Source organism: Soonwooa sp. T0.1_25 (assembly GCF_057652215.1).
Genome location: NZ_JBYFBZ010000001.1, coordinates 82073 through 106584, shown reverse-complemented (window position 1 = coordinate 106584; position 24512 = coordinate 82073). Strand labels below are relative to the sequence as shown.

The window sequence follows — 24512 nt, the reverse complement described above, 5'->3', positions numbered from 1 at the left end:
TTGTAACAGATAGACTTTAATTGCTAAACTGTTACTTTGATACATTGTTAAATTAATTAAAAATGAGTTTAGAACAGAAAATAACAGATGCGATGAAAACCGCTATGAAAGAGAAAGACAGAGTTGCTCTCGATTCTCTTCGTGCCGTTAAAGCGCAGATTCTTTTGCTTAAAACTGAGCACAAAGGTGCCGAAGTTTCAGAAGAACAAGAGATTGCAATTTTGCAAAGAATGATCAAACAAAGAAAAGATTCTTACGATCAGTTTTCGGCTCAAAATCGTATGGATTTGGCAGACGTAGAAGTTGCCCAATCCAAGGTTATCGAGCAGTTTTTGCCAGCCCAACTTTCAGAAGAAGAATTGGAAGCGGCTATCAAAAACATTATTGCTCAAACAGGTGCCGAAGGCGCCAAAGATCTAGGAAAAGTAATGGGTGTTGCATCCAAAGAATTAGCTGGTAAATCGGACGGAAAGAGCATTTCGACGATGGCTAAGAAATTACTTTCTTAGAAGGCTGCAGTTATTAAGATTGTGGTTGACGTTCTACTAAAACCTCCAATCTATAACCAAAACCTTAAAAAAGGATATCCAAACTTTGCATATCGATTTGATTAATGGAACCCAATTTCATCACGAAATTGGGTTTTTTTGTGTCAAAATGTCTCAATAGATTTTTGGCATTGTTTTAATAACATAACTCAATAACAGAATTACAGATTAATCAATATCTTTGTTAAACTAAAAAAATAATTATTATGTATCCAGCAGATTTAGTGCTGCCAATGAAGGCAGAACTTACCGATAAAGGTTTCCAAGACTTGACAACACCAGAGCAAGTTGATCAAGCTTTAAAACAATCAGGAACAACTTTGTTAATGATTAACTCCGTTTGCGGTTGTGCAGCCGGCGCAGCAAGACCAGGCGCAGTATATTCATTAACTGGTGACAAAAAGCCAGATCATTTGGTAACAGCCTTCGCAGGTTTCGATACAGAAGCCGTTGCAGAAGCTAGAAAATTATTAGCACCCTTCCCACCATCTTCACCATGCATCGCATTGTTCAAAGACGGAGAGTTGGTACACATGCTAGAGCGTCACCACATCGAAGGTAATCCAGCAGGCGCTATCGCTGCTAACCTGCAAGCGGCTTACAACGAATATTGCTAAGCCATTGCCGATTCAAAAAATAGAAAGCTTCCAAATTTTGGAAGCTTTTTTTGTTTTTTCTTGGGCGGACAATTCGCGCTATCCGCTATATCTTTAGTCTTCGCTCGGTCGGCTCCGCTGCGCTCCGCCGCCTCACTCCGCCCAAAGGATGCCGCTTCTATCGCGGCCGCAATTCGGGGTTCGTTGGAAGCTTTCAGTTTTTAAGCCTTTATAAGTCTAGATTTATTATTGTTTTACGATACGCCCATCAATTCTTTCGCTTGCGATATAGCAGCTTGCGTTACGGTGCTACCCGAAAGAAGTTGTGCAATCTCTTGCAGGCGATCATCTTCGCTTAATGGGATAATGTTCGAGCGCGTCAATCCGTCCACATCTATTTTAGTTACTTTGTAGTGGTCGTCGGCTTTTGCAGCAACCTGTGCGAGATGGGTAATGACAATGAGTTGCATATTTTTTCCCATATCGTGCATTACTTTTCCGATTTCTTCGGCAACGCGACCAGAAACGCCGGTGTCGATTTCGTCCAAAATCAAAGTTGGAAGATTGCTATGTTCTGCCAAGATTTTCTTTATCGATAACATAACGCGAGACCGCTCTCCACCAGAAATAGCACTTTGGATTGGCTTCATAGGAAAGCCCGAATTCGCCTGAAACATGATTTGGATATGCTCTTTGCCAAAAGCGTTATATTGCTCCGAAATCGAGCGTTCCAAAGCAATTTTGGCTTTTTCTAAACCTAACTGTTTTAGGAGACTTTCAATTTTTTCAATAAGATTAGGTGTGCCTTTATCACGAAGTTTAGAAAGTTCCTTGGCTTCTTTTTCCAAATCTTTTTCGAGCTGAATAATTTGACCTTCGATGTCCGCAATTTCTTCCTCCAAATGCGTGAAGCCAGATTGTTCTTTGTCGAGTTGTTTTCTAATTTCGACCAGCGACTCTACATCCGAAACCTGATGTTTTAGGAACAAAGAATTTAGTAGATTCATTTGTCGCAACATTTCTGCGAGAGCAGCAGGATCGATGTCAACTTTTTCAAGTTCGTTTTCGAGTTCGCTTAGAATATCTTTTATTTCAAAATAAGCTTCGTCAAAACGTCTTTGGATGTCTTCAAAATTTGGTGACAAGTCCGAAATCTTTTGCAGTTTTTGTCTAGTATCCAAAAAACTTTGTAACACGCCGATCTCATCTTGATGAAATTTTTGGATGATTTGACCAAGATTCTCAGAAATATATTCTGCATTTTCACGCGTACTCAACTCATTCTGAAGTTGTTTGAAATCAATTTCATCGAGATTAATTTCATTTAATTCATTTAACAAAAAGCTTTTGTAGTCAGACTCTTTATGCGCATCTGCAAATTTTTGTTTTAAATTTTGAAGTTGGCGTTTAAGACTTTGGTAGGTGCTAAACTTCTTTTGATACGACTCCAAAACCTTTTGATTTTCCGAAACAGAATCCAATATCTGAAACTGATAAGCTTCCGAAAATAATTGCGAAGTCTCAAACTGCGAATGGATGTCGATTAGCTTGGACGACAATTCTTTAAGAACGTCCAAAGTCACCGGAACATCATTAACGAAAGCCCGCGACTTCCCACTAGAAAGGATTTCTCGACGGATAATAGATTCGGTATCAAAATCCAAGTCTTGTTCGTCAAAAAAGTTTTTAAAATCTTCACCAATCGTGAAATGCGCTTCTACAAGGCATTTTTTGTCGGCGTTGCTAATCGATTTTAGGTCGGCGCGTTCGCCCATAATGAGACGTAAAGCACCAAGTATAATAGATTTTCCTGCGCCAGTCTCACCCGTGATGACTTCCATACCTTTGTGAAGTTGGATGTCGAGGTGGTCAATCAGCGCAAAATTCTGAATAACAATTCTTGAAAGCATAAGATAGTTTTCCTCTGTGGAGGCTTATTTCCACTTATTCCATTTTGTGTCAATCTCTTTAGGCGCGAACATTGACATCAATTGTTTAAGATCATTCATATTAACAGAACCATTGTTGTTGCTGTCAAAAATGCTGAATATTTCGTTTTTCTTCGTGTCGATAAACACGTTGAAAGCAGGATTCATTTGGAAGTCATTTTCGTAGACTTTTAGTTGCATCAACGCATCTGCTATATTCTTCTTAGCAGGATTTTGATCTGGTTTCGCCATATTATCAAGACCAATACGATGATAATTATAATAAACAGTTCTCAACGTGCTGTTAGACTCTTTTTGGATTGCGTCAATAACAGAACCACGAGATTTAAGACCTTCCACTTGAGACCAGCCTGCGTAGTTGTTGTTCATTGAGTTTTGCGAAATTTTCAAAGCTTTATCAAACCAAGGCTGACCACCTTTTAGTTTAAAACTATCGCCGTCATAACCCAAAATAACATAAACATAGAAGCTAATAACATCGATTAAGTTTTTTCCTGAAAATTGTCTTTCATTAAAAACTAAGTTCTCATTTTCACTATATTCAAAACCGAAGTTGTTATCGTTGAAGTTGATAAGTGGTGACTCATACTGTGAGTTAAAAACAGGTCTATTGGCTTGTACAACGATACTTGCTTTGTAAGTGTTCCCCGATTTTTCGGAAATAACGATCGCAAAATTTGATTTTACTTTTTCAAAATTTTGAAGTCTTTTGCCTGTCCAAGACGTGTTGTTGATGAAATCTCTTAAGGATTTTTCTAAAGTCTTATAGGTCTGTACGTTGCTACCGCCTAATTGCTGATAGTTGATTTGGACGGTTGCTAAAAGTTCTTGTGATTGTGCAAATCCTGTTAAAACCAATAAAATAAATATGCTGAATAACTTTTTCATTCTAAAATTAAACTTTGAAACGTAAAAATACACTTTTCGATTGAATAAAAAACGTGAAAAATACGGCTTTCTTATATAATCTGACTATAGCTTCATTTTTTCTTTAACCAAATTAAGAATATCGATGGCGACTTCTTCTTTTGACTTCAAATCAAAAACTCTTTTTTCGTCTTTTGTAAAGATTTTTATTTTATTAGTGTCGTTTTGAAAACCTGCACCTTCATCTCTTAAAGAATTAAGGACAATCATGTCAAGGTTTTTCTTTTCTAATTTTCCTTTTGCATTTTCTTCTTCATTTTGAGTTTCTAAAGCAAAACCGACCAAAAACTGATTTTGTTTTTCCTTTCCCATTTGGAGAAGAATATCTTTATTCTTTACTAACTCAATGCTAAATTCTGAGTCGTTTTTCTTGATTTTTTCTGAAGCGACAACTTTCGGCGCGTAATCTGCAACTGCTGCACTCGCAATTGCAATGTCAACATTTTGATAATATTTAAACACTTCATCAAACATTTGTGAAGCTGATGTCACACGATGGATTTCAATGTTAGGATTTTCGGGTTTTAGTTGCGATGGTCCCGAAACCAGAATAACCTTTGCGCCTTGCGAAGCTGCTTCCTCAGCTAATGCAAATCCCATTTTACCAGAAGAATGATTCCCGATAAAGCGCACGGGATCGATGTTTTCATAAGTTGGACCTGCAGTTATCAAAACTGTTTTTCCTTTAAAAGCTTTTTCACCTTGTTCTGAGAAATGACGTTTAATATATTTTAAAATCGTTTCATTTTCTGCTAAACGTCCTTGCCCAACTAATCCACTTGCTAATTCGCCATATTCTGCTGGTATAATTGTAAGACCAAATTCTTCTAATGTCGCTAAGTTTTTATTAGTTGACGGATGTTGGTACATATCCAAATCCATTGCTGGCGCAATTATCACAGGACATTTTGCAGACATATAAGTTGCCATGAGTAGATTGTCGCAAAGTCCAGTAGTCATCTTTGCCATTGTATTTGCTGTGCAAGGCGCGATCAGCATAAGATCTGCCCACAGCGCCAATTCTACATGGTTGTTCCAAGATTGGTCTTGGTTGTAAAAATCGATATATGCTGGTTTTTTAGAAAGTGTCGACAGCGTTAACGGACTTACAAAGTCTGCAGCGGATTTTGTTAAAATAACTTGGACTTCGGCGCCAGATTTTATTAAGTCTCTTACAAGATAATTTATTTTGTAAGCAGCGATTCCGCCAGTTATTCCGATTAAAATTTTCTTTCCAGAAAGTGTCATAATTTGGATTTTTAACTTAACAAAAGTATCAAATTTAAAACAAAAAAACCACAGAATAATCTGTGGTTTGTCTATTGGAAGTTGTATTCTTCTAGTTTTTTTCTCCAGTTTCTCTGAAGTAGATTTCGTCGTCTAACCATTCTTGGATAGCGATAGATGTCGGTTTTGGAAGTTTTTCGTAATGTTTAGAGATTTCGATTTGTTCTCTATTTTCAAAAACTTCTTCCAAAGTAGAGTTATGCACAGCAAATTCATCCAACTTATTATGTAACTCGGTACGGATCTCGGCATTAATTTGCTCCGCTCTTTTACCCATAATTACGATAGCTTCGTAGATGCTTCCTACTTTGTTCTCGATTTTGTTTCTGTCGTAGGTAATGGTATTAACCTCTGCTTTAGTATCTTTTACACTCATTGTGCGAAATTTTTTAGAATTGCAAATATACAAATTATCTTCTTATTCTGAAAGTCGAGTTAGGATCACTAACTGTTGCGCTATCTTTCTTAGCTTTTTCGATGTTATTCTCGATAGCCTCTTGGTTGTTTTCTTCTTTCTTAAGCTCAGTTTTTGCAGCATTTTTAGCTTCCTCAGCTTTTTGTTTTGCTGTTAATTCTGCTTGTCTTTTCTCAGCTTCAGCAACGATTTTTTCAAATCTTACTTTTTCTTCTTCCAATTTTGGACGGAAAGCTAAAGCTGTTTTTGTATAATCCGTGTTAGGAAGTTCTTTTTCAATTGTTCTTGTATAAGCAATAGCGTTGTCTAGACGATCTTTCTTTTTTTCAGGCATCGAGAACATTGCTAACTCATATTTAGATTTCATTTTAAAATCTAAAATTTTTGGTTTAAGCTTTGTCGCAGGAAAATCTTCTAAAACATTGTCAAATGCAATATCCGCAGAAAGATATTCTCCCATTTTGTAATACTGACGAGCGTTTTCATAAGCTTTGAATTCTAACTTATAACCCAACTCATCCAACATGGTTTGGATATTTTTTGATCTTTCAGAATCTGGATAGTTGTTCAAGAAGTCTTGAAGCTCTGTAATCGCAGATTGTGTATTAGTCTGATCAAGATTATAATCGTTAGAACCTTGATAATAACAGATCGCGGACATATAAGAAGCTTCTTCACGACGTGGATCCTGAGGGAAGCTTACTGCAAAGTTTTTGAACTGATGTCCAGCAAGCTTGTAGTTTTTATCGTAATAGTTAGCATAAGCCGTGTTGTATCCAACATTTTGGAATTCGTCGGTTCCTGCAACAAGATTAGAAACTCTTTCGTACAAGGCAATCGCGTCGCTCCACTTTTTGTTTGCAAATTTTTCATTGGCAGTTTTCAAGATGAAATCTTTGTCGGCACTTTTCAATGCGCGATCCATTTCACGATTACATGATATAATAAGGCTTGATGCCAGAGCAACAATAATTAATTTCTTCATAAGGATGTAGTAAAGTTGACAAGGTCCAACATTACGATTTGCAAAAATAAAACTTTTTTGATAATAGGATTTATTATTATGATAATATTAACGTTTGTAAAAGCTAAAAAGTATTTTTAACTTAGAAAACTTACGCATATAGCTCAAAACCTAACAATGCAAAAGTTGTTTGTAGAAGATGTGATTTTACTTTTTTCTCCGCTTCCGAAAGATAATTGGCTTCGGTTGCACTTGGAAGATAAAGCTCGTAAAAATTTTTATTTCTAATAACAAATAAAGTAGAACCAATAATGTTGGTAAGGATGTCTTCGGATTTTGGCGCGTTGGTAAAAACCCCACTAATAATACCTTTTTTGATGATTTCTTCTAATCGACTGACGCAGATTTTGTAAAAGTCTAAAAGATCGTCTTTAATAAAATCGTTAACGCGAATCTCCTGCGTTACAAAGCCATGGAAGTAATTGTATTTGAAAAGAAGTCCAACAATGTAGTTGATAATTTCCTTCATTTGCATTTCTGCTTTTCCTTCTTTAATAGTCTCAGCAAACTCCGAAAAACTTTCTTTAGAGCGTTGTACACGATATTGGTACAAGAAAGTCATCATTTTCTCTTTAGAACCAAAATAATAAGAAATCATGGCGACATTAATGCCAGCTTTGCTACAAATATCTCTTACAGAAGTTGCGTCAAAACCTTTGGTAGCAATAAGTTCTTCTGCAACATCTAAGATTTTTTTCTGCTTATCGGTAAATTTTTTCTTGACCATATTAATTGTAAATTTAAGTAAAATTTTTAATTGTAAGAATTTGATTTTAATTTCATTAAATTATCTTTGAAAATGGATTTTTTTGACTTTCATCACCATCATCTTGGACAATTTGGGATTTATAATCTCGATTTGTTTTCTGATGATAATCCTGAGTTTTTTTCTGTGGGCTTGCATCCAAAAGACATTACTAATGATTTTGAAAGTGCTTTGGATTGGGCTAAAAGTCGTGCGCAAGAACCGAATTGTCTAGCAATAGGAGAGTGTGGTCTCGATGCTTTGGTAGAAGTCGATTCGGCTTTGCAAGAAGAGCTTTTTACGCAGCAAATTTTATTGGCAAATAAATTACAAAAACCAATCATTATCCATTGTGTGAGACGACATCAAGATTTGTTGAAGTTTCAAAAAATAGCTAAAATTCCGTTGATTGTTCATGGTTTTAATAAAAAAGAAAATATCGCAACAAGTTTATTAAATGCGAGATTTTATTTAAGTTTTGGAAAATCTTTGTTGGAAAACTTATCTTTGCAATCTGTTTTTAAAGAATGTCCAGACAATCGTTTTTTTTTAGAAACTGATGCGGCGGAAATAAACATTTCAGATATTTATGAAAATGCATCAATCATTAAAGCGATGTCTACTCGTGAAATGCAACATCTTATAAAACAGAACTTGAATTTAATTTTAAAAAATGAGTGAAATTTGGTTAGAACGCACCGAACTTTTATTAAAAGAAGAGGGTCTTAAAGTACTGAATGATGCAAAAATATTGGTGGTTGGTCTTGGTGGCGTTGGGTCTTTTGCTGCTGAATTTCTAGCTCGTGCTGGTGTTGGGCATTTGTATATTGCAGATGGCGATACCGTTGATATTACTAATATTAATCGACAATTGCCAGCGTTAACCTCGACAGTTGGTCAACATAAAGTGGATGTTGTTGCTGATCGATTGATGGATATTAACCCAAAACTAGATTTAATAAAAATCAACGAATTTCTTAGTCCAGAACGAATGGAAGAATTGGTTGTCTCGGAGAAATTTAATTATGTTTTAGATTGCATAGATTCTTTAACACCGAAATTAAGTTTGATAAAAACTTGTCGCCGAAATAAAATTAAGTTAGTTTCTGCGATGGGCGCTGGTGGAAAGACTGATCCGAATAAAGTGATGGTTCGTGATATTAGCAAAACCAACAATTGTCTTCTTGCTAAACAAGTTAGAAAACGTTTAAAAAAAGAAGGCGTAACCAAAGGTTTTAGATGTGTTTTTTCAACCGAAATTCAGGACGAGAATAGTTTGAAATTAACTGATGGTAGTAATTTTAAAAAATCATTTTATGGCACAATCAGCTTTATTCCAGCATTGTTTGGACTTTATGCTGCTGCCGAAGTGATCAATAGTTTAACAGGACGAAAATAATATATGACAGACTTTCGATATCCAAAATCTGAAAAATTAAAAAAGAAATCTGATATTGATTTACTTTTCAAAAAAGGAAAGTGGATGTCGTATGGTAATGTTCGATTAATAGTTTTAAAAAATCTTCCCGACCAAAAGAACAATCGTGTTGGTGTTTCGGTATCGAAAAAGTTTTTTAAAAAAGCGGTCGATCGTAACCGTATCAAAAGATTGTTGAAAGAATATTATCGCTTGAACAAATCTGATGTTACAGAACAATTTGGAAGTTCGGCTTCCATCATGTTGTTTTGGGTTTCAAAACAACTTCCGGCGAATCTACAAACTGTAGAACAAGAATTCAAAAATCTTTTTGCTAGTAGAAAACACTAGATCAAGTCTTTGCATAGTTTTTGATGCACGATGAAGTAAATAAAAAACTATGTCCGAATTTCTTCCTTATGTCATCAGTATTTTTGTTGGTATTGGTTTGGCTGCTGCAACAGGTTTCCGTGTGTTTTTGCCAATGTTTGCTGTGAGTCTTGCCTCTTACTTTCATTGGATTCCTGCTAATGAAAGTTTCCAATGGCTGGCGTCTTTGCCCGCGCTTATAACAACTGGTGTTGCCACTGTTATGGAAATTTTAGCCTATTACATTCCGTACATTGATAATATTTTGGATAGTATTTCAATTCCGTTGGCTACTGTTGCTGGCTCTGTGCTTTTTGCAAGTCAATACATGGGACTTGATGGTGTGTCGGAGTGGGCTTTGGCATTAATAGCTGGTGGTGGAACTGCTGCAACTATTGCTTCTGGTTTTGCTGGTACGCGTGTCGCATCGACCGCTACAACAGGCGGCATAGGAAATCACGTTGTCGCTACTACCGAAACTGCTGGTGCTAGTGTGATGTCTATTTTTGCTTTAGCATTACCTGTTTTAGCATTTATTTTTGCAATTGGTCTTGTGATTTTAGTCTTTGTATTTGGTCGAAAAATTTGGAATAAATTCCGAAAGAAAGAACCCAAAATAGAAGATGCAGATTATATATAAATAAAAAAGCCTCGAATTATTCGAGGCTTTTTTGTATTAATTAGTCAGTAAAATGATTAGTCTATTTTGATATTATCAATATGTATATCGAATTTAGTAGCAGAACCAGCTTTAATTGCCATCATGTCTCCAGTTGTTTTCAATGTTTTTCCTGTAAGATCAAGAGTGACTAGACGCCATTCGTTTTTGGTGTCGATTGTACCTCCATATTGATTGTTCTCTGCTGGAGCTAATGTAACATCTTTGTCACCAACTGATCCAACATTATAGAATATTCTTCCAGCTGTCGTTTCAATATTTATTGATATTGATTTTGCTGCGTTACCTTTTATCCAGAATGTAATTTTCTTAGGAGCCGCTGGAATTGTTGACGATTCTGCTTTTGTAGTGAATACAAATGCATTGGTTGCCGGTGTTCCATTTAAATAAAAAGAGTTTGACCCATTTCTACCTGTTCCATTACTCTGCACTGCTAAACCTGCTGTTAGTCCAAAAGAGTTAAGTGAAGATAAGAAAGTATTCCAATTTTCGAAATCAGCACCAGAAAAGAATAAGTTAGTAGCTTCAACACCACCAGGGTTAGTACTTCCTCCAAAACGGTCCTTTGTAAAGTTGATATCAGATAGGTTTCTAATATACATTTGGTAAGGTTCATTACATCCATTTGGATTTGTACAATATGCACTTACAACAAAAGTAATATCACCACTTTTTGTAGGTAATATTTGTGCACCAAATGTAGAGAAACCAGAATTTCTAAGAGCAACTGAACCACCGTTTTTCGCAACTAAAGTTCTATTCGTATCTACTCCAGCTTGTGCTACAAAGTCAACAAATGTTTTAGGATTAGGAGACACTTCATCTTGAGAAAATTGAACATCAGTTACAGCAACTAATGTATTTAAGTATTTTGGATTTTTAGCTTCTGTTATGCTGTTAAGTTTTGTAGGAACCAATTTTGCAATATCAAGAGCATTACCATTACATACACCGGCAATATAACGTGAGAACAATACACCTGGAATACGCCCTATCGCATATTGAGGGTCAACAGATCCTATTTTTTTAGTACCTCTATCCATACCAACTACTAGACCATTAGCTTTTATTCTTACATGAGAGCCAACTGGAAAATCCGCATAGTTAGACGCTTTGTCAACCTCAATAGAAAGTCCAATTGTTGGATTTTCTGGTTTATCTTGGATAGAAATAGTTTTATAGAAATTACCAAACTCATCTGATGATACTATATATGCATCAAATATTACAGGTGCCCCATCTACAGGAACTTTATATATACTAGTGCCCGATGCTAAGGCTGCAAAATTAGCCATGCTGATTGTTGGTGCATCAAATTTATTATTACAAACGATTGGCGGTGTTTCCCAATCATCGTTCTTTACACATGATGTCATTGCCGTTGTCGCTACAACAGAAAAAACAAGGCTTTTAAGAAGTGAATTTATTTTCATTGCGATATTTTTAAAAATTAGAATCTGAATTGTACATTAACAAAATAAGAACGCCCTTGAGTGTACCAATACTTTGGCCCAAACAATGTTTCTGCTCTGCTATAGTCTTTAATAAAACCGTCGTATTTGATGTTTCTACTTTGTTCGAATCCTCCAGTTATGTATTTTTTGTTATCTAAAATATTATTAACAGTTGCGGAAATCAAAACATAATACTTTCCAATTAACCAAGATTTACCAGCATTTGCATTAAAGAAGAAAGATGAAGGTAATTGTTTTGGAGCCATAATTTTTCTTAGTACAGCTGGGTCAACATCTAGATCTGGAGTATGTGATGCACTGTTCTGTACAAAATTTTCTGATCTTAGAATCGCTGAAGGATCTAGGAAGTTTTGATCTAGATAGTTCCAGTTAGCACCAAACCACCAGTATTTCGGCGAGTTATATCTAAAACCTAAGGAGTAAGCCTGTTGTGGCGTTCCTCCTAATTTATAGTTCTTAAGATTAGCTTTACCAAAATTCATGTAAGGTAATCCGTTTGAGAATTCTCCTACTGCATCAGAAGAGAAGTAGATTGTTGGATCGTTATTATATGTATATTGTCCAACACTTGCTAAACCTTGTAATGATAAAGTTGGAGTAAGCTTGTAATCGATACCTAATTCTAAACCAATATTACGTTTCTCTACATTTGACATAGCTTGCGTTAAGAAAGCACTTTGGATTGGTTTGGACGCATCGTCAGAATCAAATTGTAATCCGTCAGCGAAGAATCTTTGTGTATTGGTTTCATTTTGAGTATCAACCCAATAACCAGTAAGTCTTAACTTTAGGAAAGGTGTAGACATTACGTAGCTTAAGTCATTAGCATTAACAATTGTATTCTTAATGTTAGGCGCTGTAGAAGCGTTAAGTCTCGGATTGATAAATAAATCCTCTAAGAAAGGTGCTTGTGAGAAATAAGCGCCGTTATATACGATAAAGTTACGGCCATCAACTTTGTAAACCGCTTGACCTTTCATACCAAAGTTCCAGAAGTTTTGATCACCACTTTTTCCGTACGAATCTTTATAAAGGAAATGTTTGAAATGTCCTTCTCTACTAGATGAACTATAGCCAGCTAAAGCAGAAACAAATACATCAAATTTTCCAGTTGAGAACTTTAATCCTGGATTAACTTTTACTTCTTGTCTTGAGAAAGTATAGTCATAACCAATTTTGTCTCCCACTTTTTTAGCAACAGATCCATTTTCCAGATCAAGTTCGTTTAACAAACCTGAAGTTCCTGGTTGGTTAGTTGCTGCGAAAGGATCTTTGTTCCAAGCGAAGTCAGCACCTAGAAGGTCTTTTACTTCACGATAAAGATCAGACTTGTAGTTTTGATATGATAAGTTTAAGATAAATCTTGTTCTATCATTAAAGTTATATGTATAATGCGTGTTAGCATTCCAGATTTTGTCATCACTAACATCATTAACTTGGAAATACAAAGCTCTACGACCAGTTACTCCATATTGGCTTACAGGAGATTGGTTCATGTTTGCACGATACATTGCATCCCAATTAAGTTGTGTATAAGCAGGATCTCCACTTTGCCACAATTGTGTAGCCGTATTATAAGCATCTCTAGCAGTAGCCCATCTTGTAGGATCGTTCGGGTCGATAACCTCCATAGAAGGATCAAGAGATAAGAAGTAACTAGGAAGTCTTCTGTAGTAAGTAGGAGAAGGGTTGGTTACATTTTGCCAATCCAATCTAGCACCTTTATCTTTACCAAATTGATAAGATAAGCTAGTCGTTAAACTTGACCTTTTATTAATTTTCCAGAAGTCTGTTAGTTGTAAAATTGGTTGGAAGCCAGTTCTAACTCTTTCGCTTCTTTTTTCACCGTTTTGCCACCCCCAATATGAGTTGTAATGTACACCTCTTAAGTCAAAAACTTCTTGTGTACTTGGGCTCGCAGTAGATCTTCTGTAAGGTGCTCCAATGGCATTGAAGGTAATTGTATGGTTGTCAGATAATTTCTTTTCAACACCGATGTAACCTCCCCAAGCATCATAAAAAGTACCTTCTTGGATACCTTCTTGCGCCCAACGTCTAGCTGCCATAGCTGTAATAGCCCATCCACTTTTTGACATTCCAGAAGAGTATCTTAGAGAAGCTCTGTTACGATAGTTTCTGTTGGTTAATGAGTAAGTTGCTTGGAAGCCTTTTCTGTATTCGCTAGCATTAGTGTACTTATTAAGCACTGAACTTGCGCCACCGAAAGCATATTCTGAAGGAGCATGATTAGAAGCAATCTCTGGGTAACGAGTAATCTCATTAAGACCACCCCAGTTAGAGAAATCCACATTTCCGTTATCAGCTTTTACCATGCTGATACCGTTAAGCATTGTTTCACCAGATCTTCCATCAATTCCTCTTGGACGGAACCAATAGAAGCCCAAATCAAAACTTGCTAACTTATTGAATACATCTTGAGAAGATTGTAACAAACCTACAGTAGAACCTTGGCTTGAGTTTTCCTCATCTCCAGTACTTTCAATAATTGCAAGACCCTGGTCAGCACCAGTTAGGGATGAGTACATTGTAACCACACCTAGATCTTTTCTCTTTTCAGTTGAGATATCAAACTCCATTACTTTTGTTTCGTAATTAGATTTCGAAATAACAATCTGATAATGACCTGGCTTAAGATCAACAAATTGGAAGTATCCAATCTTGTCTGCCGTTACATCATTGGCTTCTCCTTTTAGGTCTACATTAGCCCTTTCTACTGGCTTACCTTCAGCATCCTTTAGATACGCAAATACAGTGGTTTGCGCATAATAAAATGATGCAGGCATCAGTGAGAATAAGGAGATTAATGATAATTTTTTAATCATACTTTCAACTATTTATAATCTCTTTTTTATACTTAATTTTCAATGCATTATGAATCGGGGGCACAAATGTACTTAAAAAAAATATATTTAATAATTAATATCCTTAATTTATGATTAAATTTAGTTAATACCTCTTATAGGCTCTGTTAATTTTTTTAGATTTGCTAACAATCTATAGAATAATATAGTACATTTGTCGTCCTCAATTTTAATAAACTTTATACAATGAAAAAATATCTAAGTATTTTGACCTTAGCTCTTGGATGTTTGGTTTTTGCACAACAAAAAGGACAGCTAAGAAAAGTGGCGACCGTTGGCTTTCTTAACGTAGAAAACCTTTGGGACACTATCCAATCTGCTGATTACATAGATGGAACAAAGGATAAAAGTAATCCTTCTTTCCATAGAAGTGTACCGATTGACTCTATCAAACATCTTATCGTTGATGAGACACCCTTCAAGGGAGAATGGAGTGACGAAGCTCTTAAAGGCAAGCGTGTTGTAAAATATCAAGGTGGCTCGGACGAATTTACTCCCAAAAGTACTAAAAACTATAACTACAAAGTATACAGCCAAAAACTTGAAAACGCTGCAAGAGTTATTTCTGAACTTGGACAAAAACAAACAGGCACAGCGCCAGCTATTGTTGGATTATTAGAAGTTGAGAATAGACAAGTTGTTGAAGATTTGGTAAAGCAACCAAAGCTTGCTAAATATGACTATGGTGTTATTCATTATAATTCTTATGATTATAGAGGTATTGACCCAGCGTTTATTTATCAAAAAAGAAGATTCACACCAACTAATTCTTTAAAGAAAGAAATTAAAATATATGGTGAAAATGGTAAGAGAGAATACACACGTCATATTTTAGTCGTTACGGGGATGTTGGATAATGAGCCAATTGCTCTATTTCTTAACCACTGGCCATCTAGAAGAGGTGGAGAAGCGGTTTCTTTACCGAAAAGAAATGCAGCTGCGGCCGTTCTTAAACAACAGATGGATAGTATTCGTATCCAATCGCCTAACACGAAAATGTTAGCAATGGGGGATTTCAATGATGATCCAGTAAGTTCAAGTCTTAAGAATGTTCTTAAAGCAGCAGGCTCACCAAAAGACTTGTCAGAGTCAATGCCTTATCTTAACTTAATGTATCCGTTATATAAGAAAGGTGTTGCTTCGTTAGCTTATCAAGATGCACCTAACTTATTCGATCAAATTATTGTTTCGGGTAACCTATATGCTCCAGCTAACGAGCTTAAAAAAGATTATACGGTACTAAGAACGGAAATCTATGCGCCAGATTACCTGATAACTAAAGAAGGTAATTATAAGGGTTATCCTTTCCGTTCTTGGAGTGGTGATAAGTTTACAGGAGGATTTAGCGATCACTTCCCAGCATTTGTAATCTTACAGAAAGAACCATAACTTTGAGTTCTTCAATATAAGACAGAAGCGCCCAATCTCCGATTGGGCGCTTCTGTTTTTATAATTTAATATTAATTTTAGTTCAAGAAAATCAAAAATCCCGACTTGCAATATTGCAAGTCGGGATGTCTTATAATAGAAATTGTTTGTAGCTTATTTGTTGAAAAGTTCTTCAACTTTATCCCAGTTGATAACGTTAAAGAAAGAACCAACATAGTCAGGTCTTCTATTTTGATAGTTTAGGTAGTAAGCATGCTCCCAAACGTCAAGACCAAGAATTGGAGTTCCATTGCAATCTGCCACGGGCATTAGTGGGTTATCTTGGTTTGGTGTAGAACATACAGCAACGCTACCATCTTCTTTTTTACATAACCAAGCCCATCCAGACCCGAATCTTGTTTTAGCAGCTTCAGAAAAATCAGTTTTAAATTTATCAAAACCACCATAATTTTCGATAGCAGCTTTTACATTTCCTACAGGCTCTTTGCTACCACCAGGCGTCAAAATTTCCCAAAAAAGAGAGTGGTTGTAGTGTCCACCGCCATTATTTCTAACTGCAGGTTTGTCAGTTCCAACTTTGCAGATTTCTTCAATCGTTTTACCTTCTAGATCCGTACCTTCAATTGCTTTATTAAGATTGTCAATATAAGCTTGGTGGTGCTTAGTATAGTGGATCTCCATTGTTTTTGCATCGATGTTTGGTTCTAGAGCATCGTATGCGTAACCTAATTTTGGTAATTCAAAAGCCATAATAATTGTTTTTTTATGTTAATGTTCAATTGTTCCCCAAATTTAATCAAATAATATGCGAAGCCTCGAATAATGCCGTTAATTTTATAAATCTTTAACATTGTTTTCATGAATCATAATTTTTTTTGGCGGACATTTCGGGCTATCCGCTATATCTTTTCCCTTCGCTCGGTCGGCACCGCTCCGCTCCGCCGCCTCACTTCGGCAAAAGGATGCCGCTTCTATCCCGGCCGCGATTTCGGATAATTTAGGAATCGATGTTATATAATAGTAATAAAACTAAAAAAAATGTATTTTTGCAAATTACAAGAATTATACATGAAAAACATAAGAAACTTCTGCATCATTGCACATATCGACCACGGTAAAAGTACATTGGCAGACAGACTTTTAGAATATACCAATACCGTAACCCAAAGAGAGTTACAATCTCAGACTTTGGATGATATGGATTTGGAAAAAGAACGAGGAATCACCATTAAATCTCACGCCATCCAAATGGATTACGAATTAAATGGTGAAAAATATGTTCTCAATCTTATCGATACGCCAGGACACGTAGATTTTTCTTACGAAGTTTCTCGCTCTATCGCAGCTTGTGAAGGTGCTTTATTGATTGTTGATGCTGCCCAAAGCATCCAAGCACAAACCATTTCTAACCTCTATTTAGCCTTAGAAAATGATTTAACAATTATTCCGATTCTTAATAAAATCGATTTGCCATCTGCCAATCCAGAGGAAGTAACCGATGAAATCATGAATTTAATTGGTTGCGAATATGAGGATGTTTTAAGAGTTTCTGGTAAAACAGGAGAAGGCGTTCACCATCTTTTGGAGCAAATTGTTGAGAGAATACCAGCACCAGTGGGAGAGCCAGATGCGCCGCTTCAAGCTTTGATTTTCGACTCTGTTTATAATCCATTCCGTGGAATTGAAGCTTACTTTAAAGTAGTAAACGGAAGCATTAAAAAAGGTCAAAAAGTAAAGTTTATGGCAACAGGAAAAACCTATGATGCTGATGAAGTGGGAACTTTAAAGCTAAAACAAGCGCCTAAACAAGAAATTAAAACAGGAGATGTTGGATATATTATTTCAGGGATTAAAGATGCTCGTGAAGTAAAAGTAGGTGACACAATTACAGCCACTGAAAACCCTGCTGCAGCTGCAATCGATGGTTTCGAAGAAGTAAAACCAATGGTTTTCGCAGGTATTTATCCAATTGAGTCTGAAGATTTTGAAGAATTAAGATTTTCATTAGAAAAACTTCGCCTGAATGATGCTTCTTTGGTTTTCGAGCCAGAAAGTTCTGCCGCTTTAGGATTTGGTTTCCGATGCGGATTCTTAGGAATGTTGCACATGGAAATTGTACAAGAGCGTTTGGATAGAGAGTTCAATATGAATGTTATCACAACCGTTCCCAACGTATCTTACCACGGTTACACCAAAAAAGAACCAGAAGTTCCAATTTTGATTAACAACCCATCCGAAATGATGGATCCAATGACAATGGACAGAGTGGAAGAGCCTTATATTAAAGCTTCTATCATTACAAAATCCGATTTCGTGGGTTCTGTAATGACGCTTTGTATTGAAAAACGTGGCGAAATTGTTAACCAAAGTTATTTAACAGCGGATAGAGTTGAATTAATCTTCAATATGCCTTTGGCGGAAGTAGTTTTTGACTTTTATGATAGATTAAAATCAATTTCTAAAGGTTATGCCTCTTTCGATTATCATCCAATTGGTTTCCGTGCATCGAAGTTGGTGAAAATGGATATCCTTATTAATGGTGATATGGTAGATGCTTTATCGTCGTTAATTCATGATTCTAATGCATATTACATCGGTAAAAGAATGTGCGAAAAATTGCGTGAGTTGATTCCGAGACAACAATTTGACATTGCTGTTCAAGCAGCTTTAGGAGCAAAAATTATTGCGAGAGAAACCATTAAAGCCTTAAGAAAAGACGTTACCGCAAAATGTTATGGTGGAGATATTTCCAGAAAGCGTAAACTTCTTGAAAAACAGAAAGAAGGTAAAAAGAAAATGAAACAAATTGGTCGTGTAGAAGTTCCACAATCTGCATTTATGGCAGTTTTGAAGTTGAACGATTAAAAATATTAAAATAAAATTTCGAGAATTGATTATTTTATTAACTTTGGTAAAAACAATAATGTTATGTATCTAGCACAAATCGACACTAAACAAAGTCAGATTCCTTTTTATATAAACATTTTTTCTGATATATTAAAAGGAGAAAATGAATATAAAAAACAGATGGATACTGCTATAAAAGAAGCAGCATTAATTTCAACTAAACAGAAAGAAATTTATTCCGTTGAGAGAAATCATTATTTTTTAATTACCTCTTTGCTAATGTATTACAATGATAAACTTTCTGAATTATCTATTGAAGATACCATTTCAAGTTCTGTTTATACAGAAATCATAGCTCTTTTAAGTCAGAATTACGGAAATGACTGCTAAAGCTATTGAGCTACAACTTTTGCAGCTGGAGGGTATTTTTTCTAAAAGTAAGGCAAATATTTATTCCGATAACAAAAAGGAAAAATATTTTGAAGAACTCCATTCTTTATTTGATGCTATTAAAAATAGTGATTTGACTAAATTTGATGATAATTTACTTGAAATTCATTATGGTATATTATATTATCTTTTTGAAGCATTAGAGTTTTTAGATAATAGCACACTAAACCTCATTCCTTTTGAAACAGTTTCTTGTTTAGAAAAAGTTTTGGATGAATGGATTTCCGATGATAATTTTATAATAGCCACTTCTTTATCAAACACGAATTTGGATTTTCGATTTAAATCTGAAGACATTGAGTTTTTCAATTTAATGAATCACATAATCTTTGATTTATATGGGGTAAGAATTTCTAAAAGATTAATAAGAATTGTCTTGCCAAGAGTTTTATCAAGAGATTATCTTTCAATAGTTGTTTTGTATCACGAATTGGGACATTTTATAGATATTGAATTGAAAATTAGTGAAAATATTTTTTATAATAAATACGGATTTAAATCCCATTATGACAATTCTGAATTACAATATCTTTATCATGCTAGGGAGTATTTTGCAGATACATTTGCAGCTCAATATATAAATGATGCATCCAATTTATTTTTAAATTACATTGCCGGCAAAGCTCCAGATTCTGAAACACATCCGTCCACAATAAAGAGAATTGATTTTGTAGATAAATTTCTTTTGGAAGAGAAAATTGATTTAGTTGATAATTTTAATATGGTTTTAACTGCACAGTCAAAACCTTTAATTAAAATTAGACATAAACTTTTTGATACAGACACATCAGAGTTCAATCAATTTATCCCTCAGCAAATAAATAATGATGAAGAATTACATTCCATATTTAAACTAGGATGGGATTTTTGGAATAACTCTGAAACGAACAAACTTAATAAAGTTCCCAAAAAGCAGAGATATTCTATTATTAATAATCTTGTTGAAAAGTCAATTTCTAATTATATTGTAGTGTCAAATTGGAATAAAGCAACGATATGAGTATCATTACCAAAACAGAATTACAAAAGCTTATTGAAGATAGAAGTTTAATTATAACACCAATTTTGGATAATAATCAATTTGGTGAGATTAGTTTTGATTTTCGAATTGGAACAGACTTTTTAACACAACACCAAGGGCGCAATGCATTTATTGATACTACAAAAAATAATAACATCACTAGATCAATTAAAAGCAGTTATTCAGAAACTAGAAGGAAATTAGGAGAGCCTTTTTTGATTCATCCGTCTCAACCAACTTTATTTTCTACCCTAGAATATGTAAAATTGCCTACTGATGTTTATGCAGTATTAAATCTTAGAAGCTCATATAGCAGATTAGGATTATCAATTTCAACAATAGTCCAACCAGGCTACTGCGGTTGCTTATCAATAGAAATAGTGAATTCGGGTAATACAAGTATAAATATTTTAACTGGTACAAGGTTTCTGCAAGCACGTTTTTTCAGAGTATCAAATGATACAGATTATTTCAGTTCAAATAGAAAATATACGTGCCAAGTTAGGCCTATGCCATCAAAAGCAAATGAGGATGAAGATTTAGAAAAGCTGATAAACATGAGTAGATGATAGCTCTTTGATATCCTTAAAATTAAAGAAAATGAAACAAATTGGTCGTGTAGAAGTTCCTCAATCTGCATTTATGGCAGTTTTGAAACTGAACGATTAATTTTATTTTTGCATAAATATCAAAGCCGTTCCAATTGGAGTGGCTTTTTTAATTTTTTATTGAAACATGTTTTTTCTTTCTGTATTTTTACAAGATTAGAATACTTGCAATGGGCAAAATCTTCCTTTTTGTTTTTATGATATTTGGTTTTTTCGGAGCGAAAAGTCAAGTCAATGCGGATTTTCGAGAAGTGAAAGAGAGGTTCCAGCATCATCGTACAATGTTGGAAACCGAATTTAATAAAAAACAAAATCAATTGTCTAAATCTGGAATGATGGAGATGGTTAACCAACAGAAAGAATATTTTTTAAAAAAACTTGATAGTGTCGAAAATGCTGCATTGGTGGCGACTTTGGTTAAAGTAAAAAATCTTGAAGATCTATCTCGCAACATTCCTGAAAATTCGGATGCTTCCAAAATAGACGATTCGAAAACTGAAGCTTTAGCAAAATATCCTGGCGGAATCGATGCTATTCGAAATTTTATCTCTGAGCATCTTTATACAGATAGCGTCAATTTTGATGAACAAGAAAAACTGTCTACCAAAGTCAAATTCATTGTCGAACGGGATGGTAGCGTGAGCCAAGTAAAAGCCTCGGGAAATAGTGCTAGTCTCAATCGTCAAGGCGAAATTGTATTGTATTTATTACCCGAAAAATTTTCTCCAGCAGCCATTAATGGCATTCCTATACGTTCTAATTATTCGATTCCTATTACAATTGCTAAAAATTAAAAGATGTTTACCGACGAATATTTTATGAAGATGGCGTATCAAGAGGCGGAAGCGGCTTTTGAACGTGATGAGGTGCCAATCGGATGTATTATTGTATCCAATAACCGAGTGATCGCGAAGTCGCACAATTTAACCGAGGCGCTTAACGATGTTACAGCGCATGCTGAGATGCAAGCGATAACTTCTGCGGCCAATTATTTGGGAGGTAAATATTTACAAAACTGTACACTTTATGTGACTTTGGAGCCTTGCGTGATGTGTGCTGGCGCTTTAACGTGGTCACAGATTTCTAAAGTTGTCATTGGCGCTCGAGACGAACATCGAGGTTACATCAACAAAGGATTATCATTACATCCAAAAACGGAAGTAGAAATTGGTGTTTTGGAGCAGCAATGTTCACAAATTGTAAAAGATTTTTTTAAGTCTAAACGATGATAAACTTTCCAAAAGATATCAGTTTCAAATATCCGTGGAGAGATTATCAGCAAAGACTTTTAGAAAATTTTAAAACCTATTTGCAAGATAACCAAATACACATTATTGCACCTCCAGGTTCTGGAAAAACAGTGTTAGGCATCGAAATGCTACTACGTATTAACAAGCCAACATTAATTCTGGCACCAACCAATACCATTAAAAATCAATGGCTTGATCGTTTTCTAACTTTATTTTTAGATTTAAAAGAAAAACCTGATTGGATTTCTTTAGATGTCAACAAACCTGCTTTTCTTACAATTGATACTTATCAGGCGCTTAACGCGGTGGAGAAAGATCCAAAGCGATTCGATGTTTTGGTTAAAAATTTAAAAGGAATAAAATTTTCTTGCCTTGTATTAGACGAAGCTCACCACCTTAAAAAAGAATGGTATCGGAGTTTAGCTCAATTGCAAAGTCATTTCGAAATCGTCAATATTTCGTTAACAGCAACGCCGCCTTATGATAGCTCTTACGCCGAATGGCAAAATTACATCACACTTAACGGAAGTGTAGATGCAGAGATTAGTGTTCCAGAATTGGTTAAAGAAAAGAGCTTGTGCGCGCATCAGGATTTTGTCTATTACAACTTCCCAAGTCGAACAGAATATGAAAGCATTGAAAAAATAAAAGAAAAATCCAACAAAACTTATCTGGATTTTATCAATGATAATACGTTATATGAGCTTTTAACGAATTTAAGTATCGTTAAATCACCTCAAGAAAACGAGCAGAAAATATTTCAGGATTTTAGTTTTTATTCAGCAGTAATTATTTTTTTAAAGTTTAAAAATTTTAGATTTCCACCTGAGCATTTTGAAGTTATCGGAGCTACTGTAGATAGTATTCCAGATTTGACGCCTGCTTGGTTAAGTCTTCTCTTAACGAAATTACTTCTGACTTCTGATTACGAAAATTATGTCAATGAAAAACAAAAAAAGCAATGGATTCAAAATCTGAGAAATGCTGGTGTTTTGGGCGAACAAACGATAAGTTTTAGAATTAATAATGAAGTCGAAAGTCTACTTGCACAAAGTATAAATAAGCTGGAAAGTATTATTGCTATTGCAGAATTAGAGTTTTCTTCCTTAAAGGAAAATCTTCGTTTGGTGATTTTAACCGATTATATAAGGAAAGAATTTATCAGTCAATCTTTCGAAAATAATATTGTCCTAAACCGAATTGGTGTTTTTTCAATTTTTGAAAGTTTGCGACGTAAGAACTTAGATGGTTTTACAATGGCTGTTCTTACAGGTAGCTTGGTGGTTTTACCAAGATCTGTGGAGGAAGCATTTTATAAGAAATGTGCGGCGCAAAATATTCTTAATTTAAAACTAGAAAAACTCAGCTATGATGAGAGTTTTTTGTTAGTAAATGTTTCTAATAATTTTCAAAATAAATTAGTAAGTATTGTAACAGAACTTTTTGAAGAAGGGCATTTCCAAGCAATTATCGGGACCAAAGCTTTACTAGGAGAAGGTTGGGATGCGCCTTGCATTAATTCAATAATTCTCGCGAGCTTTGTTGGATCTTTTGTTTTGTCCAATCAGATGCGTGGTCGGGCGTTGCGACTTCCTACTAACAACTTAACAAAGACCAGTAATATTTGGCATTTGATAAGTGTCAATCCACTTGGTGATAATGGTGGAAGCGATATAACTACGATGCAAAGGCGTTTTAAAGCTTTTGTTGGTGTCGATTATAATAAAGATTTGATTTCCAATAGTTTTTATAGATTAAATCATCTAGAAAATAGTTTTAATATTTCTCAAATTGAAAGAACAAATCAAGCGACTAAAATGCTTGCCATACAACGTCATTCACTTTTAGAAAAATGGGAACACGCAATATCTAATGGACATCAAATGATTGATGAATATGCTATTCCAGAAGAGGTTTTTAAAGTCAAAAAGACCAAACGCTTTTATTTTGACAAGTCTGTTCGCAATGTTTTTGCAATATTAACATTAGGAATAATGAGTTTTAGTTGGCAGGGTATTGAAGTCATGCTTAAGAATTTTTTAGGAAGTCAAAATCTGGGTAGCATTTTACATTTGGGTTGGATTTTTACAGTAATTGGTGCTTTAATGTTTGCTAAACCGCTTTACAAATCTGTTAGACTTTGGTATCTTTATAAAGAGCCTATTGGGTTTTTTTCAAAAATTTGTGAAGTTGTTTTTGAACAATTGAGAGAGGAAAAAATGCTGACATCCAAAGATGTAAACCTTGTCACCGAAACGAAAAATGGACAAGTTAGCTGCTATTTAGAAAATGCAAATAGCAACGAAAACTCTATATTCTTTTCTGCCATTAATGAAGTATTTTCAGCCATAGATTCGCCTAAATATTTTATTAAAACCGAAGACAAACTTTGGAAAGGTCGTATGGTGCACAATTATTTTAACGTTCCACAAGTTTTTAGTAAAACGAAAAATCAAGCACAAAAATTTTCTACACTTTGGGAAACGCAAATTGGCGCTAATACTTTATATCTTTCTTGGAACCTTGAAGGACGAAAAGAATTGGTAAAGGCGAGATTCAATTCTTATTTTAACCAATTCGAAAACCAATCGCAAGTCATCACCGAATGGAAATAAAAAACCACTCCATTTGAGA

At 34.9% G+C, this 24512-nt stretch carries 23 protein-coding genes; 14 read left to right on the top strand and 9 right to left on the bottom strand.

The window, feature by feature from the left end; translation table 11 throughout:
* The first annotated feature begins 62 nt into the window (after positions 1-62).
* Together AC23MB_RS00490 and AC23MB_RS00485 are read left to right on the top strand one after the other, a co-directional pair.
* A complete protein-coding gene (locus tag AC23MB_RS00490) occupies positions 63-509 on the top strand; it encodes a GatB/YqeY domain-containing protein (RefSeq protein ID WP_313028495.1) in 447 nt (148 codons plus the stop codon).
* Positions 510-754: 245 nt separating this feature from the next.
* The gene (locus AC23MB_RS00485) at positions 755-1165 is read left to right on the top strand and encodes a BrxA/BrxB family bacilliredoxin (RefSeq protein ID WP_079667618.1); all 411 of its coding nucleotides are present in this window, start codon (positions 755-757) and stop codon (positions 1163-1165) included.
* Positions 1166-1398: 233 nt separating this feature from the next.
* Here the strand turns inward: AC23MB_RS00485 and recN are convergent, their stop codons facing one another.
* From recN to AC23MB_RS00455, 6 genes are all read right to left on the bottom strand, one after another.
* Positions 1399-3054, bottom strand: a complete 1656-nt coding sequence (gene recN / locus AC23MB_RS00480) for a DNA repair protein RecN (protein WP_487786268.1) — start codon at positions 3052-3054, stop codon at positions 1399-1401.
* A gap of 24 nt (positions 3055-3078) precedes the next feature.
* Positions 3079-3981: a type IX secretion system protein PorD gene (gene porD / locus AC23MB_RS00475; RefSeq protein ID WP_487786267.1), complete on the bottom strand. Its 903-nt coding sequence runs from the start codon at positions 3979-3981 to the stop codon at positions 3079-3081.
* 84 nt (positions 3982-4065) lie between these two features.
* Positions 4066-5268 (bottom strand): bifunctional phosphopantothenoylcysteine decarboxylase/phosphopantothenate--cysteine ligase CoaBC, encoded by a 1203-nt coding sequence (gene coaBC, locus AC23MB_RS00470; RefSeq protein ID WP_487786266.1) that lies wholly within the window; start codon positions 5266-5268, stop codon positions 4066-4068.
* A 91-nt stretch (positions 5269-5359) separates the two neighbouring features.
* A complete protein-coding gene (locus tag AC23MB_RS00465) occupies positions 5360-5683 on the bottom strand; it encodes a DNA-directed RNA polymerase subunit omega (protein ID WP_313028500.1) in 324 nt (107 codons plus the stop codon).
* Between the two features lie 34 nt (positions 5684-5717).
* A complete protein-coding gene (locus tag AC23MB_RS00460) occupies positions 5718-6707 on the bottom strand; it encodes an outer membrane protein assembly factor BamD (RefSeq protein WP_313028501.1) in 990 nt (329 codons plus the stop codon).
* 130 nt (positions 6708-6837) lie between these two features.
* Positions 6838-7473, bottom strand: a complete 636-nt coding sequence (locus AC23MB_RS00455; protein WP_313028502.1) for a TetR/AcrR family transcriptional regulator — start codon at positions 7471-7473, stop codon at positions 6838-6840.
* Positions 7474-7545: 72 nt separating this feature from the next.
* Between AC23MB_RS00455 and AC23MB_RS00450 the strand changes: the two genes are divergently transcribed.
* Genes AC23MB_RS00450 through AC23MB_RS00435 form a run of 4 tightly spaced genes read left to right on the top strand, consistent with a single transcriptional unit; the run spans position 7546 to position 9917 of the window.
* Positions 7546-8172 (top strand): TatD family hydrolase, encoded by a 627-nt coding sequence (locus tag AC23MB_RS00450; RefSeq protein WP_374330271.1) that lies wholly within the window; start codon positions 7546-7548, stop codon positions 8170-8172.
* Entirely contained in the window at positions 8165-8890 is a 726-nt protein-coding gene (locus AC23MB_RS00445; protein ID WP_487786265.1) for a tRNA threonylcarbamoyladenosine dehydratase, read from the top strand. Before AC23MB_RS00450 ends, AC23MB_RS00445 begins: the two co-directional genes overlap by 8 nt.
* A 3-nt stretch (positions 8891-8893) precedes the next feature.
* The gene (gene rnpA, locus AC23MB_RS00440; protein ID WP_312321801.1) at positions 8894-9259 is read left to right on the top strand and encodes a ribonuclease P protein component; all 366 of its coding nucleotides are present in this window, start codon (positions 8894-8896) and stop codon (positions 9257-9259) included.
* A 49-nt stretch (positions 9260-9308) separates the two neighbouring features.
* The gene (locus tag AC23MB_RS00435; RefSeq protein WP_487786264.1) at positions 9309-9917 is read left to right on the top strand and encodes a DUF4126 domain-containing protein; all 609 of its coding nucleotides are present in this window, start codon (positions 9309-9311) and stop codon (positions 9915-9917) included.
* A gap of 56 nt (positions 9918-9973) precedes the next feature.
* Here AC23MB_RS00435 and AC23MB_RS00430 read toward each other — a convergent pair whose 3' ends face one another.
* Together AC23MB_RS00430 and AC23MB_RS00425 are read right to left on the bottom strand one after the other, a co-directional pair.
* Positions 9974-11332 (bottom strand): DUF5689 domain-containing protein, encoded by a 1359-nt coding sequence (locus AC23MB_RS00430; RefSeq protein ID WP_487786263.1) that lies wholly within the window; start codon positions 11330-11332, stop codon positions 9974-9976.
* A 74-nt stretch (positions 11333-11406) separates the two neighbouring features.
* A complete protein-coding gene (locus AC23MB_RS00425; RefSeq protein WP_487786262.1) occupies positions 11407-14274 on the bottom strand; it encodes a carboxypeptidase regulatory-like domain-containing protein in 2868 nt (955 codons plus the stop codon).
* A 225-nt stretch (positions 14275-14499) separates the two neighbouring features.
* Between AC23MB_RS00425 and AC23MB_RS00420 the strand changes: the two genes are divergently transcribed.
* A complete protein-coding gene (locus AC23MB_RS00420) occupies positions 14500-15702 on the top strand; it encodes an endonuclease/exonuclease/phosphatase family protein (RefSeq protein ID WP_487786261.1) in 1203 nt (400 codons plus the stop codon).
* Positions 15703-15855: 153 nt separating this feature from the next.
* Here the strand turns inward: AC23MB_RS00420 and AC23MB_RS00415 are convergent, their stop codons facing one another.
* Complete coding sequence (locus AC23MB_RS00415; RefSeq protein ID WP_487786260.1) at positions 15856-16452, bottom strand: superoxide dismutase; 597 nt, start codon at positions 16450-16452, stop codon at positions 15856-15858.
* 318 nt (positions 16453-16770) lie between these two features.
* On the opposite strand from AC23MB_RS00415, the gene lepA reads away from it, so the two are divergent.
* From lepA to AC23MB_RS00380, 7 genes are all read left to right on the top strand, one after another.
* Positions 16771-18567 (top strand): translation elongation factor 4, encoded by a 1797-nt coding sequence (gene lepA / locus AC23MB_RS00410; RefSeq protein WP_487786259.1) that lies wholly within the window; start codon positions 16771-16773, stop codon positions 18565-18567.
* 63 nt (positions 18568-18630) lie between these two features.
* Positions 18631-18939: a hypothetical protein gene (locus tag AC23MB_RS00405; RefSeq protein ID WP_487786258.1), complete on the top strand. Its 309-nt coding sequence runs from the start codon at positions 18631-18633 to the stop codon at positions 18937-18939.
* The gene (locus AC23MB_RS00400; RefSeq protein ID WP_487786257.1) at positions 18929-19999 is read left to right on the top strand and encodes a hypothetical protein; all 1071 of its coding nucleotides are present in this window, start codon (positions 18929-18931) and stop codon (positions 19997-19999) included. Before AC23MB_RS00405 ends, AC23MB_RS00400 begins: the two co-directional genes overlap by 11 nt.
* A complete protein-coding gene (gene dcd / locus AC23MB_RS00395) occupies positions 19996-20589 on the top strand; it encodes a dCTP deaminase (protein ID WP_487786256.1) in 594 nt (197 codons plus the stop codon). Before AC23MB_RS00400 ends, dcd begins: the two co-directional genes overlap by 4 nt.
* Positions 20590-20798: 209 nt before the next feature.
* Positions 20799-21422, top strand: a complete 624-nt coding sequence (locus tag AC23MB_RS00390; protein ID WP_487786255.1) for an energy transducer TonB — start codon at positions 20799-20801, stop codon at positions 21420-21422.
* A 3-nt stretch (positions 21423-21425) separates the two neighbouring features.
* Positions 21426-21857 carry a nucleoside deaminase gene (locus tag AC23MB_RS00385; RefSeq protein ID WP_079667736.1) on the top strand — a complete coding sequence of 144 codons (432 nt, stop codon included), beginning with the start codon at positions 21426-21428 and terminating at the stop codon, positions 21855-21857.
* Complete coding sequence (locus tag AC23MB_RS00380) at positions 21854-24493, top strand: DEAD/DEAH box helicase family protein (RefSeq protein WP_487786254.1); 2640 nt, start codon at positions 21854-21856, stop codon at positions 24491-24493. Before AC23MB_RS00385 ends, AC23MB_RS00380 begins: the two co-directional genes overlap by 4 nt.
* Positions 24494-24512: the final 19 nt, after the last annotated feature.

Coding starts and splice junctions, on each gene's coding strand:
- AC23MB_RS00490 (WP_313028495.1), top strand. CDS start 63: ATGAGTTTAGAACAGAAAATAACAGATGCGATGAAAACCGCTATGAAA.
- AC23MB_RS00485 (WP_079667618.1), top strand. CDS start 755: ATGTATCCAGCAGATTTAGTGCTGCCAATGAAGGCAGAACTTACCGAT.
- recN (WP_487786268.1), bottom strand. CDS start 3,054: ATGCTTTCAAGAATTGTTATTCAGAATTTTGCGCTGATTGACCACCTC.
- porD (WP_487786267.1), bottom strand. CDS start 3,981: ATGAAAAAGTTATTCAGCATATTTATTTTATTGGTTTTAACAGGATTT.
- coaBC (WP_487786266.1), bottom strand. CDS start 5,268: ATGACACTTTCTGGAAAGAAAATTTTAATCGGAATAACTGGCGGAATC.
- AC23MB_RS00465 (WP_313028500.1), bottom strand. CDS start 5,683: ATGAGTGTAAAAGATACTAAAGCAGAGGTTAATACCATTACCTACGAC.
- AC23MB_RS00460 (WP_313028501.1), bottom strand. CDS start 6,707: ATGAAGAAATTAATTATTGTTGCTCTGGCATCAAGCCTTATTATATCA.
- AC23MB_RS00455 (WP_313028502.1), bottom strand. CDS start 7,473: ATGGTCAAGAAAAAATTTACCGATAAGCAGAAAAAAATCTTAGATGTT.
- AC23MB_RS00450 (WP_374330271.1), top strand. CDS start 7,546: ATGGATTTTTTTGACTTTCATCACCATCATCTTGGACAATTTGGGATT.
- AC23MB_RS00445 (WP_487786265.1), top strand. CDS start 8,165: ATGAGTGAAATTTGGTTAGAACGCACCGAACTTTTATTAAAAGAAGAG.
- rnpA (WP_312321801.1), top strand. CDS start 8,894: ATGACAGACTTTCGATATCCAAAATCTGAAAAATTAAAAAAGAAATCT.
- AC23MB_RS00435 (WP_487786264.1), top strand. CDS start 9,309: ATGTCCGAATTTCTTCCTTATGTCATCAGTATTTTTGTTGGTATTGGT.
- AC23MB_RS00430 (WP_487786263.1), bottom strand. CDS start 11,332: ATGACATCATGTGTAAAGAACGATGATTGGGAAACACCGCCAATCGTT.
- AC23MB_RS00425 (WP_487786262.1), bottom strand. CDS start 14,274: ATGATTAAAAAATTATCATTAATCTCCTTATTCTCACTGATGCCTGCA.
- AC23MB_RS00420 (WP_487786261.1), top strand. CDS start 14,500: ATGAAAAAATATCTAAGTATTTTGACCTTAGCTCTTGGATGTTTGGTT.
- AC23MB_RS00415 (WP_487786260.1), bottom strand. CDS start 16,452: ATGGCTTTTGAATTACCAAAATTAGGTTACGCATACGATGCTCTAGAA.
- lepA (WP_487786259.1), top strand. CDS start 16,771: ATGAAAAACATAAGAAACTTCTGCATCATTGCACATATCGACCACGGT.
- AC23MB_RS00405 (WP_487786258.1), top strand. CDS start 18,631: ATGTATCTAGCACAAATCGACACTAAACAAAGTCAGATTCCTTTTTAT.
- AC23MB_RS00400 (WP_487786257.1), top strand. CDS start 18,929: ATGACTGCTAAAGCTATTGAGCTACAACTTTTGCAGCTGGAGGGTATT.
- dcd (WP_487786256.1), top strand. CDS start 19,996: ATGAGTATCATTACCAAAACAGAATTACAAAAGCTTATTGAAGATAGA.
- AC23MB_RS00390 (WP_487786255.1), top strand. CDS start 20,799: ATGGGCAAAATCTTCCTTTTTGTTTTTATGATATTTGGTTTTTTCGGA.
- AC23MB_RS00385 (WP_079667736.1), top strand. CDS start 21,426: ATGTTTACCGACGAATATTTTATGAAGATGGCGTATCAAGAGGCGGAA.
- AC23MB_RS00380 (WP_487786254.1), top strand. CDS start 21,854: ATGATAAACTTTCCAAAAGATATCAGTTTCAAATATCCGTGGAGAGAT.